The 16,593-nt window shown below is 63.8% G+C and carries 15 protein-coding genes; 10 read left to right on the top strand and 5 right to left on the bottom strand.

Features of this window, described 5'->3' with window-relative positions; translation table 11 throughout:
* Positions 1-78: 78 nt before the first annotated feature.
* The 4 genes from YU3_RS0115330 to gcvA all read right to left on the bottom strand — a co-directional run bounded on the left by YU3_RS0115330 (position 79) and on the right by gcvA (position 5,683).
* Positions 79-1,383, bottom strand: a complete 1,305-nt coding sequence (locus YU3_RS0115330) for an ABC transporter substrate-binding protein (protein ID WP_027167087.1) — start codon at positions 1,381-1,383, stop codon at positions 79-81.
* A gap of 146 nt (positions 1,384-1,529) precedes the next feature.
* On the bottom strand, positions 1,530-2,990 hold the full coding sequence (locus tag YU3_RS0115325) for a hypothetical protein (RefSeq protein ID WP_027167086.1): 1,461 nt from the start codon (positions 2,988-2,990) through the stop codon (positions 1,530-1,532).
* 194 nt (positions 2,991-3,184) lie between these two features.
* The gene (gene pncB / locus YU3_RS0115320) at positions 3,185-4,489 is read right to left on the bottom strand and encodes a nicotinate phosphoribosyltransferase (RefSeq protein ID WP_027167085.1); all 1,305 of its coding nucleotides are present in this window, start codon (positions 4,487-4,489) and stop codon (positions 3,185-3,187) included.
* A 219-nt stretch (positions 4,490-4,708) separates the two neighbouring features.
* Positions 4,709-5,683, bottom strand: coding sequence for a transcriptional regulator GcvA (gcvA, locus tag YU3_RS0115315; protein WP_027167084.1), 975 nt, complete (start codon positions 5,681-5,683; stop codon positions 4,709-4,711).
* Between the two features lie 215 nt (positions 5,684-5,898).
* Between gcvA and speB the strand changes: the two genes are divergently transcribed.
* The 10 genes from speB (at position 5,899) to YU3_RS0115265 (ending at position 14,273) form a co-directional block, all read left to right on the top strand.
* A complete protein-coding gene (gene speB / locus YU3_RS0115310; RefSeq protein ID WP_027167083.1) occupies positions 5,899-6,954 on the top strand; it encodes an agmatinase in 1,056 nt (351 codons plus the stop codon).
* Positions 6,955-7,029: 75 nt separating this feature from the next.
* Entirely contained in the window at positions 7,030-7,836 is an 807-nt protein-coding gene (locus YU3_RS0115305; RefSeq protein WP_027167082.1) for a transporter substrate-binding domain-containing protein, read from the top strand.
* 80 nt (positions 7,837-7,916) lie between these two features.
* Positions 7,917-8,585: an amino acid ABC transporter permease gene (locus YU3_RS0115300; RefSeq protein ID WP_027167081.1), complete on the top strand. Its 669-nt coding sequence runs from the start codon at positions 7,917-7,919 to the stop codon at positions 8,583-8,585.
* Entirely contained in the window at positions 8,582-9,226 is a 645-nt protein-coding gene (locus YU3_RS0115295) for an amino acid ABC transporter permease (protein WP_027167080.1), read from the top strand. The genes YU3_RS0115300 and YU3_RS0115295 overlap by 4 nt, the downstream gene beginning before the upstream one ends.
* Before the next feature lie 262 nt (positions 9,227-9,488).
* Complete coding sequence (locus YU3_RS0115290) at positions 9,489-9,998, top strand: Lrp/AsnC family transcriptional regulator (RefSeq protein WP_027167079.1); 510 nt, start codon at positions 9,489-9,491, stop codon at positions 9,996-9,998.
* The gene (locus tag YU3_RS0115285; RefSeq protein WP_027167078.1) at positions 9,995-11,158 is read left to right on the top strand and encodes a saccharopine dehydrogenase family protein; all 1,164 of its coding nucleotides are present in this window, start codon (positions 9,995-9,997) and stop codon (positions 11,156-11,158) included. The genes YU3_RS0115290 and YU3_RS0115285 overlap by 4 nt, the downstream gene beginning before the upstream one ends.
* A 100-nt stretch (positions 11,159-11,258) precedes the next feature.
* Positions 11,259-12,047 carry an ABC transporter substrate-binding protein gene (locus YU3_RS0115280; RefSeq protein ID WP_027167077.1) on the top strand — a complete coding sequence of 263 codons (789 nt, stop codon included), beginning with the start codon at positions 11,259-11,261 and terminating at the stop codon, positions 12,045-12,047.
* Between the two features lie 113 nt (positions 12,048-12,160).
* Positions 12,161-12,832: an amino acid ABC transporter permease gene (locus YU3_RS0115275; protein ID WP_027167076.1), complete on the top strand. Its 672-nt coding sequence runs from the start codon at positions 12,161-12,163 to the stop codon at positions 12,830-12,832.
* Positions 12,829-13,503 (top strand): amino acid ABC transporter permease, encoded by a 675-nt coding sequence (locus tag YU3_RS0115270; RefSeq protein WP_027167075.1) that lies wholly within the window; start codon positions 12,829-12,831, stop codon positions 13,501-13,503. Before YU3_RS0115275 ends, YU3_RS0115270 begins: the two co-directional genes overlap by 4 nt.
* 26 nt (positions 13,504-13,529) lie before the next feature.
* Positions 13,530-14,273 (top strand): amino acid ABC transporter ATP-binding protein, encoded by a 744-nt coding sequence (locus YU3_RS0115265; protein WP_156913475.1) that lies wholly within the window; start codon positions 13,530-13,532, stop codon positions 14,271-14,273.
* A 164-nt stretch (positions 14,274-14,437) separates the two neighbouring features.
* Here YU3_RS0115265 and YU3_RS0115260 read toward each other — a convergent pair whose 3' ends face one another.
* On the bottom strand, positions 14,438-16,579 hold the full coding sequence (locus tag YU3_RS0115260) for a beta-galactosidase (protein WP_027167073.1): 2,142 nt from the start codon (positions 16,577-16,579) through the stop codon (positions 14,438-14,440).
* Between the last annotated feature and the right edge of the window lie 14 nt (positions 16,580-16,593).

Genomic DNA, 16,593 nt, shown 5'->3' with positions numbered 1-16,593 from the left:
TCTCCCCCCTTGCGGGGGAGATGTCCGGCAGGACAGAGGGGGGTGCCTTGGCGCTCACGTTTGGTGGAGCAGCGTCGCTCACAGCGCCTGCGTCGTGTAATCCCCTTCCGGCTCGTACAGGCCGTCCTCGATCTTGGTCTTGTGCACGACCTTGAGCTTGCCGCCTTCGACCTTGGAGATGTTCTGGATGCCGAAGCACTGGTGGATCTTGCCGTTGAAGGTTTTCGGCCCTTGCGGATGCTCCGTGCCCTCGGCGAATTCCTTCAGCGCCTCGGTCGCCTCGACCAACTTCGCGCGGTCTTCCGGTCCCTTGTAGCCGGCATCCTCCATCGCCTTCTTGACGACATAGAGCGTTTCCCAGCAGCCGAACATGTGGGCGGCGGTGGAGACGTCCTTGGGGTCGCCGACGGCGGCGCCATTGTCGTCGATGCCCACGGCGGCGCGGTAGGCTTTTTGCGCAGCGGAATCGTCGGGCTGCGCGTAGCGCGGCGAGCCTTCCCAGAAATGGCTGCCGTCGAGGAATTCGAGGCCGGGGCTGTTGATGTCGACGGCTTCGAGCGAATCGATGAAGCCGAAGAGCTGCGGCCGGTTGGAGCCGTAGAACTCGCCGAGTTCCTTGACGAAGGTGAGCACGGCAGGGCCGACCATGACGTGGTAGATCACCTCCGTTTCAGCCGGGATCTGCGGGAAGTATTTGGTGAAGGAGCTTTCCGTCGGCGGGATGGCGATCTGCGCGATCACGTCGGCGCCTTGCGCCTTCAGCGCCGGCGGCAGGTAGTCGCGATGGTCGTAGCCGAAGGCGAAGTCGGGGAAGATCTGCGTCACCTTCTTGCCGGCATTGGCGGCAATCCACGGCGCCATCGACTGGATCTGGCTCTTCACGTCGGTGATGCCCGGCTGGAAGACGTAGCGGTTGAGCTTGGTCGAGGCGACGTGATGGCCTTCGCTGACGACGAAATAGGGGATCTTGTTCTCACCGGCGGCCGGCGCCGAGCCGATCACGACATGCGAGAACAAGGTGCCGAAGACGATGTCGGTCTTGTGCTGCTTGGCGAACTTGGCCACCACTTCGGCGCCGCGGGCGGGATCGGTGCCGTCATCCTCGATGACCAGCTCGACCTTGCGGCCGCTTATGCCGCCGGCGTCGTTGATCGCCTTGACGGCGGCGGTACTTGTCTTCTCGTACCAGCGGCCATAGGCGGCGCCGATGCCGGTGCGGTGCGACTGGAAACCGATCTTGATCGGCGCCGAGCTCTGCGCCTGGCTGTAGCGGACGAAACCGGGCGCCAGCGCAAGGCCAGCGCCGGCGGCGATCCCCTTCAGCGCGGTGCGGCGCGAAAGCGTCGTCTTGGAGAGGTCGAAAAATCCATTCTTGTCAGCCATGTCCGTTCCCCTGTTTTTTCAGTTTTGACCAGCGATAAGGCGACTAAACCGTCCTCGCCTGGAGGATGGAAAAATTGCATGTGTACAAACTAAATCACCAAAGCCCTGACGTGGCAAGCGAGCTTCCCCAAGGACACAACCTTGTCTCATCCGGCGGTCGGCGTGGCAAGCAACCAGAGGCCGAAGATCGTGTAGGCGATCATCAACAGGGTAAGCGGGAGTTGGCTGAGCGCGGCGCGCGATGCCTGCTTGTGCAGCCGCCAGGCGAGGCCATGCGCGACGAGAACCGCCAGCAAATGGCCAGAGATGATGACGCCGGCCTGGATATTCCACAGCCACCAGGCCGACTCGGCGCCGGCGACGACGCCCGCCTCGACCATCATATTGGCGGTGCCGAACAGGTTCCAGCCGCGCGCGAACGGATCGGAAAAGGCGACCAGCGCATACTGGCCGTCGACCAGCAGCACGGTGAGGTAATGCGCGATGTGATAGGCAAGCGCGATCGGCACGATCGACCAGACCAGCAGGCCGGCGGCCTCACCGAACGAATGCCTGTCGCCTGCCAGGCGCTGGCCGAGAAAGACAGCGAGCGCGAACACCGCCGCAAGCAGAAAGAAGGTGAGCACGAGGCCGATGCTGCCGATGCCGATCAGCGCGGTGCGGCCAGGGTATTCCAGCGGATTGACGCCGGACAGGCCGAGCCAGAAGAAGGTTTTGGACAGGCCGTCGAAGGATACCGACGACAGCGCCAGCAGAAGGAAAGCCGTGCTACTCACCGGCAGCGGCTCGGCCGCCAGCAGCCTGGCGCCGGGCCAGCAGAACGAGAGGCGACCATCACGGCGCTCGAAAGGCGCGAAGCGGGCGACCATGGAGAAAAAGACGGTCAGGAATTCGCCGCGCCGGCTCCAGTCGTCGTAGCCGAAGAGAAGCATCGCGATAAAGCTCACCAGCCAGTAGATGCCGGCGGCATATGCCAACCGGGCCGGGTCGTCGGGCGCCGGATCGATCAGCTCGAACCAGGCGAAGGCGAAGAACAGCACAAAAGCCGGCCAGAAGCCGAGCCATTCAGGCAGACGCGACCGCTCGTTTCCGCTCCGTCGTCCGCCAACAAGCCGGCTTATGACGCGCCACGGTCCATACCATGGATTTACCCACGACCAGAGATCGCCGAACACGCCCTGCAGCAGCGTGAAGCCGGCCCAGAGCAGCGTCCAGATCACCAGCGGCAGCGGGTTCGACAGCGGGTCGCGGCTGCCGAAGAGGCCGGCGGCGATAAGCAGCGCGAAGCCGGCAAAGGATATCAGGCTGACGACGGCGCGTGGACTGTCGCCGAGGGTGAACAGGGAGACGCGTCGGCGCAAGAAATTGTCGAGGGCGGCAGGCGGCAGAAGCGCCAGGACAAGGAAGCTTATGGCCACGGCAAAAGCGCCGCCGGCGATATAGTAGCCGGTCGGGAGAAGCAGCACGTGGCCGCGGTCGGAGGCGTGGGCGAGGGCGGGAGTGGGGAGGAGCGGAGTCAGCGCCAAGGCGGCTGCGATAATATGAGGCCCAAGGGGATTGCCTCCAGCGTCGAGATCCTTCGCACCCCCCTCTGTCCTGCCGGACATCTCCCCCGCAAGGGGGGAGATTGGCTGTCGTCGCCGCTTTCGCCAACCGCCGGCGTCGCAGGAAAAGCGCCCCCTGAATGAACTGCTGATCTCCCCCCTTGCGGGGGAGATGTCCGGCAGGACAGAGGGGGGTGGGCGGGAACTCAACTTATCCGAAATTCCTTACAGCCGGTGCGGCTAGATCGGGCAGCCCATCACACCTTCACCAGCTGCTCGACCCGCCCCTTCTCGCCGAAGATGCGCAAATACCGCTTGATCTCCTTCGCATCCCCCGTCGCCTTGGCCGGGTTGTCCGACAGCTTCACCGCCGGCCTGCCATTGGCTTCGCTGACCTTGCAGACCAGCGAGATGGCGTCGAGGCTCTTGGTTTCGGTCGGGGCGCAGCCTTCGAAGTCGTTGGTGAGGTTGGTGCCCCAGCCGAAGGACATGCGCACCTTGCCGCGGAAGTGCCTGTAGGTTTCCTCGATGCTCTCGACCTCGAGCCCGTCGGAGAAGATGAGCAGCTTCTGCTTGGGGTCCTTGCCCTTCTTGCGCCACCAGTCGATGATTTTTTCGCCGCCCTCGATCGGCGGCGCGCTGTCGGGGCGGAAGCCGGTCCAGTCGGCGATCCAGTCCGGCGCATCGCGCAGGAACGCAGCAGTGCCGAAAGTGTCGGGCAGCACAATCAATAGATTGCCGCCATAATAGCGCTGCCAGTCCTGCAGCACCTTGTAGGGCGCCTCGCGCAGTTCCTCCTCGGAATTGGCAAGGGCGGCAAACACCATGGGCAGTTCATGCGCGTTGGTGCCCAAAGCCTCGAGGTCGTTGTCCATGGCAAGAAGCACGTTGGAGGTGCCGGCGAAGGCATCGCCGATGCCTTCCTTCAGCGCCTCGACGCACCAGCGCTGCCAGAGGAAGGAGTGGCGACGGCGCGTGCCGAAGTCGGAAATGCGGATGCCCGGCAGCGCCTTCAGCCGCTCGGTCTTGGCCCACATCTTGGCCTTGGCGCGGGCATAGAGCACGTCGAGCGCGAAGGGGCCGTAGGAACGCATCGCCGCGCGGGATCGGAGTTCATTGATAATAGCCAGCGCCGGGATTTCCCAGAGCGTCGTGTACATCCAGGGGCCGGGGAAGGAGAGCTCGTACTGGCCGTCGCGCCTGGAAAGCTCGTAGTCGGGCAGGCGGAAATCCTCCAGCCAGGCGAGGAATTCCGGCTCGAAGATCTGCTTGCGGCCATAGAAATTGTTACCGCCGAGCCAGATCATCTCCTTCTTGGAGAAGCGCAACGTGCGAGCGTGGTCGAGCTGCTCGCGCAACTCGCCCTCGTCGATGTCATCGGCGAGGCGCACCGAGGTCGTGCGGTTGATCAGCGTGAAGGTGGCGTCGACCTTGGGATACATGCCCCAGATCATCTGCAGCATCAAAAGCTTGTAGAAGTCGGTGTCCAGCAGGCTGCGGACGATCGGATCGAGCTTCCATGTATGGTTGTAGACGCGCCGCGCTATATCGGTTTTTGTCATGTCTCAATGCGCTTTCGTCGCTCGCTAGATCAGGATGACGTTTCGTTGAATCGCCATCCTGATCTAACTTTCTGTTGGAACATGATCTTTCCCGAAAACCGGTTCCCACTTTTCGGGATCATGCTCGAGCCGCGGAGATGCCTCTTAGCACTGTATTTTCGAACGCGCTTCCCGCTTTGCAAGCTGGCCCGACAAAAACCAGCTATGCAAGTCCAGCCGTCAGGATCCGGCCCTGGCGCCGATAACCTTGAGGGCGGGGCGTTTCCTGCGGCTGGGCACACGGCCGGCCACCGGCGCGTCGGCGCGGCCTTCGTCCTGCTCCTTTTCGGCGAACAGCCAGTCGATGAAGAGCTGGACGATCGGGGCCGAGCGCATTTCGTTGCGGCAGACGACGTAGAAATCGTCGACCGCCGGCACCGACAAGGTGAAGGGCGCGACGAGCATGCCCCTGGCGAGCAAGGCGCGCGCCGTCACGGAATCGCCAAGCGCCACGCCATGGCCGTGCACCGCCGCCTCCGTCGCCATACGCGCATCGCCCAGATGGTGGCGGCGGCCGCGCTCCAGATCGAGCGCGTCGGCGGCGGCCAGCCAGGTGTGCCATTCGCGGCCGTCGTCGCCATGCAGGAAGACGTGATCGGCAAGGTCTCGGACGCTGCGGATCGGCCGGTTGTTGATCAATGTCGGGCTGACCACCGGGAAGAGCTCCAGGCCCGACCATTTGCGCATCCAGCAGTCGGTCCAGCTGCCGTCGCCGTAATGCACGCAGACATCGATCTGCGGAGCACGAATATCGCGGGCATCGTTGGACGGGATCAGGGTGAGCTGTATGTCCGGGTATTGCGCGGTGAAGGAGCCGAGCCGCGGCGTCATCCAGAGCAGCAGCAGCGCCGGCACGCAGGACACGGACAGCGCACCGGCGCTTGCCGGGCGCGTCATGCGCTGGGTGGCGGCGGCGATGCCGTCGAACGCAGCCGAGACGGCGGGAAGGAATTCGGCGCCATGCGGCGTCAGCTTCACGCGCTGACCGGTGCGCTCGAACAGCTTTACGCCGAGCGACTGCTCGAGCGCCTTGATCTGGTGACTGACGGCGCCGTGCGTGACGCTGAGCTCGCCCGCGGCCTTGGTCAGCGAGGCGTGCCGTGCCGTGGCCTCGAAGGCGCGCAACGGGTTCAGCGGTGGCAGGCGCTTGGCCATGGGAGCTCCTACTTTGTGAGATTTTCTCACAACAAAGACCCTAACAATATCAATTGATTTTTCAATGCGGCTGCCCGACACTTTTGCCCGGAACAGCTTCAAGAGACGTGGAATCCGCGGGCGTCAGCGGGCAACGATCCAGCCGGGCAACAGGCTGGCTTGGCAAACAGTCCATGCGGGCAGCGCTGCAAGCAGGCAAGAGAGGAGAACCGGACATGGGTTACGATCGCGGCAAGCTCGAAGCGTTGCGTCGCAAATATGGCGAGAGCTATGGCGGCGAGATGTTCGACCCGAAATTCCGCAAGGTCGCCGACAAGATCTTCAACAAGTCGGGCACAAGGCTCGCGCCCTATTCCGGCATCCCGACCTTCCTCGCCGCGCCCTATCGCGAGATTGCGGCCGAGAACCCTGATTTCGGCGACCTGCAGGTGGCGATGATCGGCGTGCCGATGGACCTCGGCGTCACCAACCGTCCCGGCGCGCGCTTCGGGCCGCGCGCGCTGCGCGCCATCGAGCGCATCGGGCCCTACAACCATGTGCTGGAATGCGCGCCGACGCATGAGCTTCGCGTCGCCGACATCGGCGACACGCCGTTCCGCAGCCGCTACCGGCTGGAGATCAGTCATGAGGACATCGAAAAGCGCACCAACCAGATCGTCGATGCCGGCGTGCTGCCGCTCTCGATCGGCGGCGACCACTCGATCAGCCATCCGATCCTGAAAGCGGTTGGAAAAAAAGCGCCGGTCGGCATGATCCATATCGACGCCCACTGCGACACCAGCGGGCTGTTCGACATGACCAAGTTCCACCATGGCGGCCCGTTCCGCAACGCGGTGCTGGATGGCGTGCTCGATCCATCGCGCACCATCCAGATTGGCATCCGCGGTTCGGCCGAATATCTGTGGGAATTCACCTACGAGTCCGGCATGACCGTCGTGCATGCCGAGGAGGTGACCGGGCTCGGCATTCCCGCCATCATCGAGAAAGCCAGGAAAATCGTCGGCGACGGCCCGACCTACATCTCCTTCGACGTCGACAGCATCGATCCGGCCTTCGCGCCGGGCACCGGCACGCCTGAGGTCGGCGGGCTGACGACGCGCGAGGTGCTCGAGCTGCTGCGCGGCCTGAAAGGCCTCAACATCGTCGGCGGCGACGTCGTCGAGGTGGCGCCGCAATACGACGCGACCACCAACACCGCCCATGTCGGCGCCCAGGTGCTGTTCGAGATCCTCAGCCTGATGGTGTTCAGCCCGGCGATCAAGAAGGGCTGAACACCAAACAAACACGGCCGCCGCGCTGGAGCCGGCGGCTGGTTTCAACAACAAGCTTCCAGCAGGGGAATAACAATGACAATCCATGCCAAGTTCAAGTCATCCATTGCCGCGGCGATGATGCTCGCCACGGCGGGCTTCGCCCTCGCCACGCAAGCGAAGGCCGACGCCGTCGACGACATCACCAAGGCCGGCGCCATCAATGTCGGCATCTTCTCCGACTTTCCGCCCTTCTCCTCGGCCAGCGCCGACATGAGCATCAAGGGCTACGACATCGACGTCGCGCAGGCGATCGCCGATTCCCTGAAGGTGAAGCTCAACCTGGTCAGCGTCACCGGCCAGAACCGCATCCCCTATCTCACCGACAAGCGCGTCGATATCCTGATGAGCGTCGGCTACTCCAAGGAACGCGAGCAGGTGATCGATTTCGCCGTCGCCTATGCGCCCTATTATATCGCCGTCATCGGCCCGGCCGCGCTCGCGGTCAAAGGCAAGGAGGACCTCGCCGACAAGTCGATCGCCGTCAATCGCGGCACGCTTGAGGATACTTCTTTGACCCAGGCGGCTCCGGCTTCGGCCGATGTCCGCCGCTTCGACAACTACAATTCCGTCATCCAGGCCTTCATCTCGGGCCAGACGCAACTGATGGTCGTCGGCAACGACGTCGGCGCGCAGGTGCTGGCCAAGCAGGATGCGCTGAAGCCCGAACAGAAGTTCCAGCTCCTCACCTCGCCCTCGCATATCGGCCTCAACAAGAACGAGGACAGGCTGAAGAAAGCGGTCAACGACGCGGTCGCCAAGATGCTGGCCGACGGCAAGCTGGACGAGAGCTCGAAGGCCTGGCTGAAGACGCCGCTCAATCCCGACAACCTCAAGGATTGATCTCCGGAGCGGTTCAGGCGCTCTCTACTGGCGTCGAACCGCTCTCTTGCGCTCCGCGCTTCCCAACAAGGTCAAACGCCATGGGCTACAGCCTCGACTTCGGCTGGCTTGCGGGTGCGGTGGGCGCAATCGCGCGCGGCGCGGCGACGACGGTCCTTCTGATCGCCGTCACCACGCTGGCGGGAACCTTCCTCAGCATCCTTGGCGCCGCCGGCAAAAGAAATGGCCCGAAGACGCTTCGGCTGGCGATTGCGGCCTATGTCGAGGTGATGCGCAACACGCCGTTCCTGGTGCAGCTGTTCTTTATTTTCTTCGGCCTGCCCAGCCTCGGCATCAGGCTCGACCCGATCCTGGCTGCGATGCTGGCGATGACGCTCAACATGGCGGCCTATACGATCGAGATCGTCGGCGCCGGCCTCGACGCCGTGCCGCGCGGGCAGACGGAAGCCGCGCTGGCGCTGGGCCTGCGACCGCGCCAGGTGTTCATCAAGATCGTGCTGCCGCAGGCGCTCAAGGTGATCTATCCGGCGCTGACCAGCCAGATCGTGATCATGATGCTGGAATCGGCCGTGGTGTCGCAGATCGCGGTGCGTGAGCTGACCTACGAGGCCGACATGCTGCAGGCGCGCACTTTTCGCGCCTTCGAGACCTATTTCGTCGTGACCATGGTCTATCTCGTCCTGTCGATGGGGCTGCGCCGGCTGCTGGTCGGCAGCGGACGCCGCGTTCTCGGAGCCGGCGTGTCGTGATCGAGTTCACCTTCTGGGACATCGTTCGCAACCTTCTGCTCGCCGCGCGCTGGACGGTGCTGCTGTCGCTTGCAGCCTTCGTCGGCGGCGCGCTGGTCGGGCTGGTGGTGCTGTTCTTCCGCATTGCCAAGAACAAATGGAGCAAGCGGGTCGCCTCGGGCTATATCGCGCTGTTCCAGGGCACGCCGCTTTTGATGCAGCTCTTCATGATGTTCTTCGGCCTGCCGATGCTGGGCCTGCGCATCGAACCGTGGACGGCGGCGGTGCTCGGGCTCACCTTCTTCGCCAGCGCCTATCTGGCCGAGATCTGGCGCAGCGGCGTCGACGCGCTGCCGCGCGGCCAGTGGGACGCCGGCGCCAGCCTCGGGCTGCATTACCTGCAGGAGCTGAGGCTTATCATCCTGCCGCAGGCCTTCGCGATCACTCGCGCGCCGACCGTCGGCTTCCTGGTGCAGCTCATCAAATCGACGGCGCTGACCTCGATCATCGGCTTCGAGGAACTGGTCAGGACCTCCAACGCCATCAACAACGCGACCTTCGAGCCGTTCAAGGTCTACGGGCTGGTGGCGCTGATCTTCTTCGTCATGTGCTTTCCGCTGACGCAATATGCGCGGCGGCTGGAGCGCGCGGCGGCGCGCTAGCCGCAAGCATGTCGTGATTGATCGAGCACGAAACGCTCGTTCTTGACTGTGGACACGATCGATAGTGATGGCGACAGGGAGCCTGTGTCGCTTCTGATCGAACCACGTCGAACGTCGCCTGTCTCGCTGTGCGAATTTCTGCCATTCGGCGCTTGTTAACCGCGGCCGAACTCTCTTGCAGTTTCAAATAATATCCCGTATGTGTTTTTCATATGTGAAAGAAAACTCATTCAATTCTTTCCCTTTGTGAAAGCCTGGGCATTTGCGGGAACATCTCGATCAGACTGACCGGCGACTGGTCAAGCTGCTGTCGCAGGACGCGCAGCTTGGCGTCAATCGCCTTGCCGAGAAGATGGCGATCTCGGTGCCGACGGTGCGCATGCGGCTGCGCAATTTGCTCGACCGCAACCTGCTCAAGATCGTCGGGCTGCTGAACCTGACCGAGCGTCCGGAGCTGATCTCGGCGGTGGTCGGCATCAACGCGCAGGGGCGCGGCCGGGCGCGGGAACTGGCGCAGCGCATCTCCGAACTGCCATTCGTGAACTCGGCCTCGGTGGTTACCGGGCGCTTCGACATCATCGTCGACGTGACGGTGGCCGGCGACGTCGCCGATCTCTACCGCGTCACCAGCGAATTGATCCCCGGCGCAGGCGAGCCGGGCGAAGTCGTGCGCAGCGAGACCTTTGTCGTCATGGCCTCCTGCAACAAGTGGGTCAGCCTGCCGGAAGGCTGCTGGTCGGACGAAACCCCGGCACGCAAGGAAACAGCATGAAGATCGCGGTTCTCGGCGGCCTCGGCCTGCAAGGCCGGGCGGCGATCGCCGATCTCGTCGCCAGCGACGGCGTCGAACAGGTGGTCTGCGTCGATACCGCACCCGACGGTGCGGCCCGGCTTGGCGGCCTGACCGACCTTTCGCGCGTCCGCTTCGTCGTGCCGGAAGGCGCAATCGCTCCGGTGCTCGCCAACGTGCTGGCAGATGTCGACGCCGTCATCGATTTGTTACCGCAGCCGCTGATGCGCGAGGCGGTCCAGGCCGCCATCGCGACCCGCACGCCGCTGGTCACCACCAATTACGGCAAGGCCATCGCCGACCTTGCGCCGGTCGCCGAACAGGCCGGGGTGTCGATCATGACCGAATGCGGGCTCGATCCCGGCATCGACCTGGTGCTCTACGCGCGCGCCGCAAAGCAGTTCGATACGATCACCGCGATCGATTCCTATTGCGGCGGCATCCCCGAGCCGAAGGCGATGGCCAAGCCGCTATGCTACAAGGTGAGCTGGAACTTCGACATGGTCCTGGTCAGCCAGAACCGCGACAGCGTGATGATCGAGGACGGGCAACGCATCGCGGTGCCGGCGGCGCGCCAGCACGACAATCACTTTATCCACGAAATCGAGGTCGAGGGCCTCGGCAAGCTCGAAGCCTTTCCCAATGGCGACGCCCTGCATTACGTCGAGATGCTGGCCGCCGCCAGGGGACTGCGCCGCTCCGGCCGCTACACGCTGCGCTGGCCGGGATGGTCGGCGTTCTGGGCGCCGCTGAAGGAGCTCGGCTTCCTGTCCGACGACAAGGTTGCCGGCACCGGCGCCAGCCCGCGCGAGTTTCTCGGCCGGTTGCTCGGCCCGCAATTGCAATATGGCCCCGGCGAAAAGGACCTTTGCGTGATGCGCAACGTCTTTTCCGGTCTCGAAGGCGGCCGGGCCAAGACGGTGACATCGGACCTGATCATCGAGCGCGACCTGGCTTCAGGCCTGTTCGGCATGAGCCTTGGCGTCGGCTATCCCGCCAGCATCGTGGCGCAGATGCTCGCGCGCGGTGACATCGCCAAGCCCGGCCTGCTCAACCCGCTGCTCGACGTGCCTGACGGTCCCTTCTTCGACGAACTGGCCAAACGCGGCATCAAGGTTGCCGAGACGGTGGCCTGGGACTGAGAATTTTCGAACGGTGGCTGCCGCCGGCAACGGCGCCGCCGCTCAAAAAGAGCCCAAGGGAGTCCGCGGGCAAACAACAACCAACTGGGAGGAATGCCACATGAAGATTGCCAGACTTTTCATCGCCGGACTTGCGCTCGCCGGGCTCGCCACCGCGGCCAGCGCCGGAACGCTGGACGACATCACCAAGCGCGGCGAACTGCGCGTCGCGGTGCAGACGCAAGGACCGCCCTTCTCGCTGGTCGGCGCCAATGGCGAACGCACCGGCAGCTCGGTTGAACTCGCCGAGCTGATGGCCAAGGAAATGGGCGTCAAGGTCACCTTCCTCGACTTCGATTGGGACGGGCTGATCCCGGCGCTGCTGTCGGGCAAGGCCGACCTCTTGGTCGCCGACATGACGCCGACACTGGCGCGCGGCATGAAGGTCGCCTTCACCACGCCTTACATGTATACGGGCAGTACCGTCTTCACCAAGGCCGACAGCAAGTTCAAGACCACCGAGGACTGCAAGGCCAAGGGCACCAAGATCGCCGTGCTGCTAGGCGCCACCGGCGAGAAGGAAGCCAAGACCGCCTTCCCCGATGCCGACATCAAGAGCTACAAGGGCGGCGGCCCGCTGCTGCTCGACGCCGTCAACAACGGCCAGGCCGATTGCGGCGTCAATGACGTCTCGGCCGTCACGGGCCAGTCGACCGCTTACCCGGCCGGCACCTTCACCATCATGCCGGATCTCCTGTCGAAGGAACCGCTTGCCTTCGCCACGCGCTACGACGAGCCCGACCTGCTGGTCTGGATGAACCTGTTCCTCAACCAGGTCAGCATCGACGGCCGCCTGCAGAAGAACCTCGACTACTGGGTCAATTCCGACGCCTGGAAGAAGGATCACTGAGGAATTAGGGGGAGTAGTGAGTAGGAAATAGCGGATCGCCATTCCGCGCTTCGCTACTGCCTACCGTCTACTCACTACTCACTACTCCCTACTCCCTACTCGCAGTTCACCCCATGCTCGAGAACTTCAGCTTCCGCACCATCGCCGAATACCTGCCCCTTTTCGGGCAGGGCCTGGTCACGACCGTATGGCTGTCGGCGCTGTCCTTCATCGGCGCGCTTGTCGTTGGCATCGTGCTGTGCGCTGCGAATTTGCAGCGTGCATGGATGTTTCGCGCGCCGGCCAAGGCCTATATCGACGCGGTGCGCGCCACGCCCTTGCTGGCGCAGCTCTATTTCCTCTATTTCGGCCTGCCGCGGCTCGGCTTCGTCCTGCCTGAACTGGTCGTCGGCATCCTCGCTTTGTCGCTGAACAGCGGCGCCTATGTCGCCGAGATCATTCGCGCCGGCATATTGTCGATCCCACGCGGCCAGGTCGAAGCCAGCGTCGCTTCGGGCATGACCTATGCCCAGCGCATGCGCCTGGTGATCTTGCCGCAAGCCTTCAAGGTGACGATCCCGCCGCTGCTCGGACAGGCGATCGTGCTGGTCAAGGATTCGGCGCTGTTGTCGCTGATCTCGGTTGCCGAGCTGACCCGCGCCGGACAATTGCTTGCCTCCGACCGTTTCATGCCGGCGGAAGGGTTCATCACCATCGCAGCCTTCTACCTCCTGCTCTACTACGGCCTCAAAGGATTGGCTGTTCTCTCCAGCCGCTGGCTCGGCACGGCGGGGGCGCGCATATGATCTGGCAACAGTTCCTCAGCCTCGCCGGCAGCTATCCCCTCGCCTTGCGCGGCCTCGGCATGACGGTGATGCTTTCGCTGATCAGCCTGGTGCTGGGCACGGCTCTCGGTTTTGGCCTCGGCATCCTGCGGACCGGCGGCAACCGGCTGGCCGCCAGCGTCATCGGCGCCTGGGTCGACCTGATCCGCGGCACGCCGTTCCTGGTGCAGATCTTCCTGATCTTCTTCATCCTGCCGGAATTGGGCATCGAGCTCGACGCCTTCACCGCTGGCATCATCGCGCTGACCAACCTCGCCGCCTGCTTCATCTGCGAGATCGTCGCCGCCGGCATTCGGTCCGTGCCGACCGGCCAGGTCGAGGCGGCGCTCGCATCCGGCCTGTCGCGCTGGCAGCGCATGCGCCAGGTGGTGCTGCCGCAGGCGATGCGCATCGTGCTGCCGCCGCTGGTCGGGCAATATGTGCTGCTGATCAAGGACTCTTCGGTCGTCTCGGCGATCGGCCTCACCGATCTCACCCGCGTCGGCTGGCTTGTGGTGCAGCGTGTGCCGAACGGCCTGCTGGTCTTCTTCCTCGTTGGCGTCGGCTATTTCATCGTCTGCTATCCCTTGATCATGCTGGCGCGCCGGCTCGAACGCCGCATGGGTGCCGCTCATGGCGAGGTGCAGCTTTGACATCGAACCTCAAAGGCCCAGAAAACATGACCAAAACGGGCATGATCGACTTTCGCGGCGTCAACAAATGGTTCGGCGCGCTCAACGTGTTGAAGGACATCACGCTGAGCGTCGAGCCGCGCGAGGTTGTCGTCGTCTGCGGCCCGAGCGGCTCGGGCAAGAGCACCTTGATCCGCTGCATCAACGGCCTGGAGACGATCAAGGACGGCGATCTCGTCGTCGACGGACAGCGCCTCGGCGATCCCGCCACCAATATGACGCGGCTGCGCACCGAGATCGGCTTCGTCTTCCAATCGTTCAACCTCTATCCGCACAAGACCGCGCTGGAGAACGTCACGCTGGCGCCGATCCATGTCCGCAAGATCCCGCGCGCCGAGGCCGACAAGGCCGGGCGAGAGCTGCTCGCCAAGGTCGGCCTAGCCGACAAGGTCAATGCCTATCCCGCGCAGCTCTCCGGCGGCCAGCAACAGCGCGTCGCAATTGCACGCTGCCTCGGCATGCGCCCCAAGATCATGCTGTTCGACGAGCCGACTTCGGCGCTCGACCCCGAGATGATCTCGGAAGTGCTCGACGTCATGGTCGCGGTCGCCGAGGAGGGCATGACCATGATGGTCGTGACCCACGAAATGGGCTTCGCCCGCAAGGTCGCCCAGCGCGTGGTGTTCATGGATGCCGGCGCGATCGTCGAGGCCGGCACTCCGGAGGAATTTTTCTCCGACCCGAAGACCGACCGCAGCCGCGCCTTCCTAAGCAAGATCCTGCGGCACTAGGGTCAAGATCCAGTCGGCTGGCTGCCGCCGGCGTCGAACAACGGTCGCACCGAAAGTCGTGGCACGTGGCAGCACAAAGATGCCTAGAGTGGGGATTGCTGCCCAATCTAAGATCACTGGGACAGAAGATATTGAGCGTTTCCCAAGGCCTCGCGACAACATCCCTAGTCGAGTTCGATGATGCTGCAGCCATAGGCCGGGAGCGATAGCTTACCGCCGCGTACTTTGCCATCGCCGAGCAAATCCTTGCCCGCGGGGACATTGCCGATGCTTGCCGGCTCACCCAGCGTGTTGAGGATGAACAGCAGGCGGCGGTCCTCGCTCTCGCGGATGGTCGCTTCGACGCCGGCCGGCATGTCGGCGATGAGCGGCACGATACCTGCGGGCGCCAGCACTTGATCGGCCAGCACCTCGACCAGAGCATCGCTGAGGTACGTGCCGAGGTAAATCACATTGCCCTTACCGACTTTGCGCGACGTCATCGCGGCTTGGCCCTCGGCGAAGCGGCTGGCCCACCTGCCGATAACCTCCGTGCCGGGCGCGACGTTAAGCAGCTCATAAAGATGCGCCGCCGTCACCTGCGCATTCCCGATCTTGAGCTTGTATTGGCGGCTCGCCGACGTCGCCGGCAGCTTCTTGCGCACCGTGTTGGCGCCGAAGCGGCCGCCATGCTCGAACAGGCCGTCGCCGCCGATCGGCGTCAGCAACCCGAACTCCTCGACCGTGATACCGGCCAGCGCCGAGAGCGTCTTGCCCGGCGAGGTGTCGCGGATGACGTGGTTGTTAACGTCGCGTGATCCGGTGCGGCCGCCCAGGATTACCGTTCCACCCGCCTTAGCGAAGGCCTCGATCCGCACCGTCCACGCATCGGTCCATTTCAGCCAATGCGGCACATAGAGTGCCTTGAGCTTCGATAGATCGTCCTCGGGATGGATGAAGCCGCAGGCGATGTTGTGGCGATAGCAAAAGCGGTGCAGCAGCGTCGCGTCGTCCTGCGGGCTCGGCATGCCGATGGGGTAGGAGCGGTGCATCTCCTGATTGTCGAAATCTGATCCGGCGATGCCCAAATCCATGCGCACATGCGTGCCGAGTATCTTGTCCTTGAGCGCCGTGACCTCACCCGCGAACTGCTTGGCCTCGTCATAGCGCCGCCGCGGGATGTCGTCGTGATCGATGATGCCCATCCAATAGATCTCGGCGCCGAAATGCGCCGGCCGCCAGCGGAAGAACATCACGCCATCGGCGCCACGCGCCACTGACGTATAGGCCATGCGGCGCATCTCGCCGGGTTCGGGCGTCAGCGTCGAGAAGTTCGGCTGCGCACCGAAGCCCGATTGCTGCTCGGGCACGATGAAGTTGCCGGTGAAGCCGCGGCAGATGTCGAGATGCAGCGCCTGCACCTCGCCGACTCCGCCGACCCGCTGCATCTCGTCATAGAGATGCGGGTAGATGTCGAAGCCGAGAAAATCGAGATCGGTCGAGAACTCGCCGCGGAAGTCGATGTCGTCGATCCGCCCCAGATTGTGGAAGACGAACCAGTCTGGATTGGTGGCGCGCAGGATCAGCACCTGATCGTGCTGGAACCGCGCCGTGACGAAGGCGAGGAAGCGGTGATAGTCGACCACATGGGTCGGCCCGACCGGGGCCGGGGCGTAGTCGAGGGGCAGCACCACTTGATCGAAATCGTCGTAGGCGGTGGCCCAGAAATGCCCGCCCCACGCATCGTTGAGCGCGGCGATGGTCTTGTACTTGTCCTTGAGGAAGGCCTGGAACTCGGCCAGAGTCACCGGACCGTAGGACAGCGATCCAGAGGTATTGAGCTCATTGTCCGTCTGCCAGCCGATGATGTGCGAATTGCCGCGATAATGCTGGGCCATCGCTTCAGTGATGCGCTTCGAATGCTCGCGGAACACTCCGCTCGCAAGATTGGCGTGCTGGCGCGAGCCATGGCTCGTGGCGCGGCCATTGGCATCGACGCGCAACACTTCGGGATAACGCGCCGTCAGCCAGCGCGGCGGCGTCGCCGTCGGCGTGCACATGATGGTCTTGATGCCAGCCTTGCCCAGCACATCTATGGCGTGGTCGAACAAATCGAAGTCGAACGTCCCCTCATGTGGCTCGACAATATGCCAGGCGAATTCCGCAAGCCGCACCGTGTTGAAGCCCGCCGCGGCCATGCGGTCGGCGTCGCGCTGCCAATAGGTCTCATCGACATGCTCCGGGTAATGCGGGGTACCGACGAGGAAAGTGTCGGTCGCGATCGGCCGCCAGACAGAGAGCGGCGCGGATTTCGAGGCAGTCGTCATAGTCGGAAAACTCC

Origin of the sequence: Mesorhizobium sp. WSM3224 (assembly GCF_000427725.1) — a bacterium.
Classification (GTDB): Bacteria; Pseudomonadota; Alphaproteobacteria; order Rhizobiales; family Rhizobiaceae; genus Mesorhizobium.
This window is presented reverse-complemented; position numbering and strand designations above follow the sequence as displayed.

What these genes read in the sequence shown, in the direction of transcription:
- gcvA (WP_027167084.1), bottom strand. Translation starts at nt 5,683, where the DNA reads ATGGCCAAGCGCCTGCCACCGCTGAACCCGTTGCGCGCCTTCGAGGCC.
- YU3_RS0115265 (WP_156913475.1), top strand. Translation starts at nt 13,530, where the DNA reads ATGACCAAAACGGGCATGATCGACTTTCGCGGCGTCAACAAATGGTTC.
- YU3_RS0115305 (WP_027167082.1), top strand. Translation starts at nt 7,030, where the DNA reads ATGACAATCCATGCCAAGTTCAAGTCATCCATTGCCGCGGCGATGATG.
- YU3_RS0115325 (WP_027167086.1), bottom strand. Translation starts at nt 2,990, where the DNA reads ATGTCCGGCAGGACAGAGGGGGGTGCGAAGGATCTCGACGCTGGAGGC.
- YU3_RS0115275 (WP_027167076.1), top strand. Translation starts at nt 12,161, where the DNA reads ATGCTCGAGAACTTCAGCTTCCGCACCATCGCCGAATACCTGCCCCTT.
- pncB (WP_027167085.1), bottom strand. Translation starts at nt 4,489, where the DNA reads ATGACAAAAACCGATATAGCGCGGCGCGTCTACAACCATACATGGAAG.
- YU3_RS0115330 (WP_027167087.1), bottom strand. Translation starts at nt 1,383, where the DNA reads ATGGCTGACAAGAATGGATTTTTCGACCTCTCCAAGACGACGCTTTCG.
- YU3_RS0115285 (WP_027167078.1), top strand. Translation starts at nt 9,995, where the DNA reads ATGAAGATCGCGGTTCTCGGCGGCCTCGGCCTGCAAGGCCGGGCGGCG.
- YU3_RS0115260 (WP_027167073.1), bottom strand. Translation starts at nt 16,579, where the DNA reads ATGACGACTGCCTCGAAATCCGCGCCGCTCTCTGTCTGGCGGCCGATC.
- YU3_RS0115280 (WP_027167077.1), top strand. Translation starts at nt 11,259, where the DNA reads ATGAAGATTGCCAGACTTTTCATCGCCGGACTTGCGCTCGCCGGGCTC.
- YU3_RS0115300 (WP_027167081.1), top strand. Translation starts at nt 7,917, where the DNA reads ATGGGCTACAGCCTCGACTTCGGCTGGCTTGCGGGTGCGGTGGGCGCA.
- speB (WP_027167083.1), top strand. Translation starts at nt 5,899, where the DNA reads ATGGGTTACGATCGCGGCAAGCTCGAAGCGTTGCGTCGCAAATATGGC.
- YU3_RS0115270 (WP_027167075.1), top strand. Translation starts at nt 12,829, where the DNA reads ATGATCTGGCAACAGTTCCTCAGCCTCGCCGGCAGCTATCCCCTCGCC.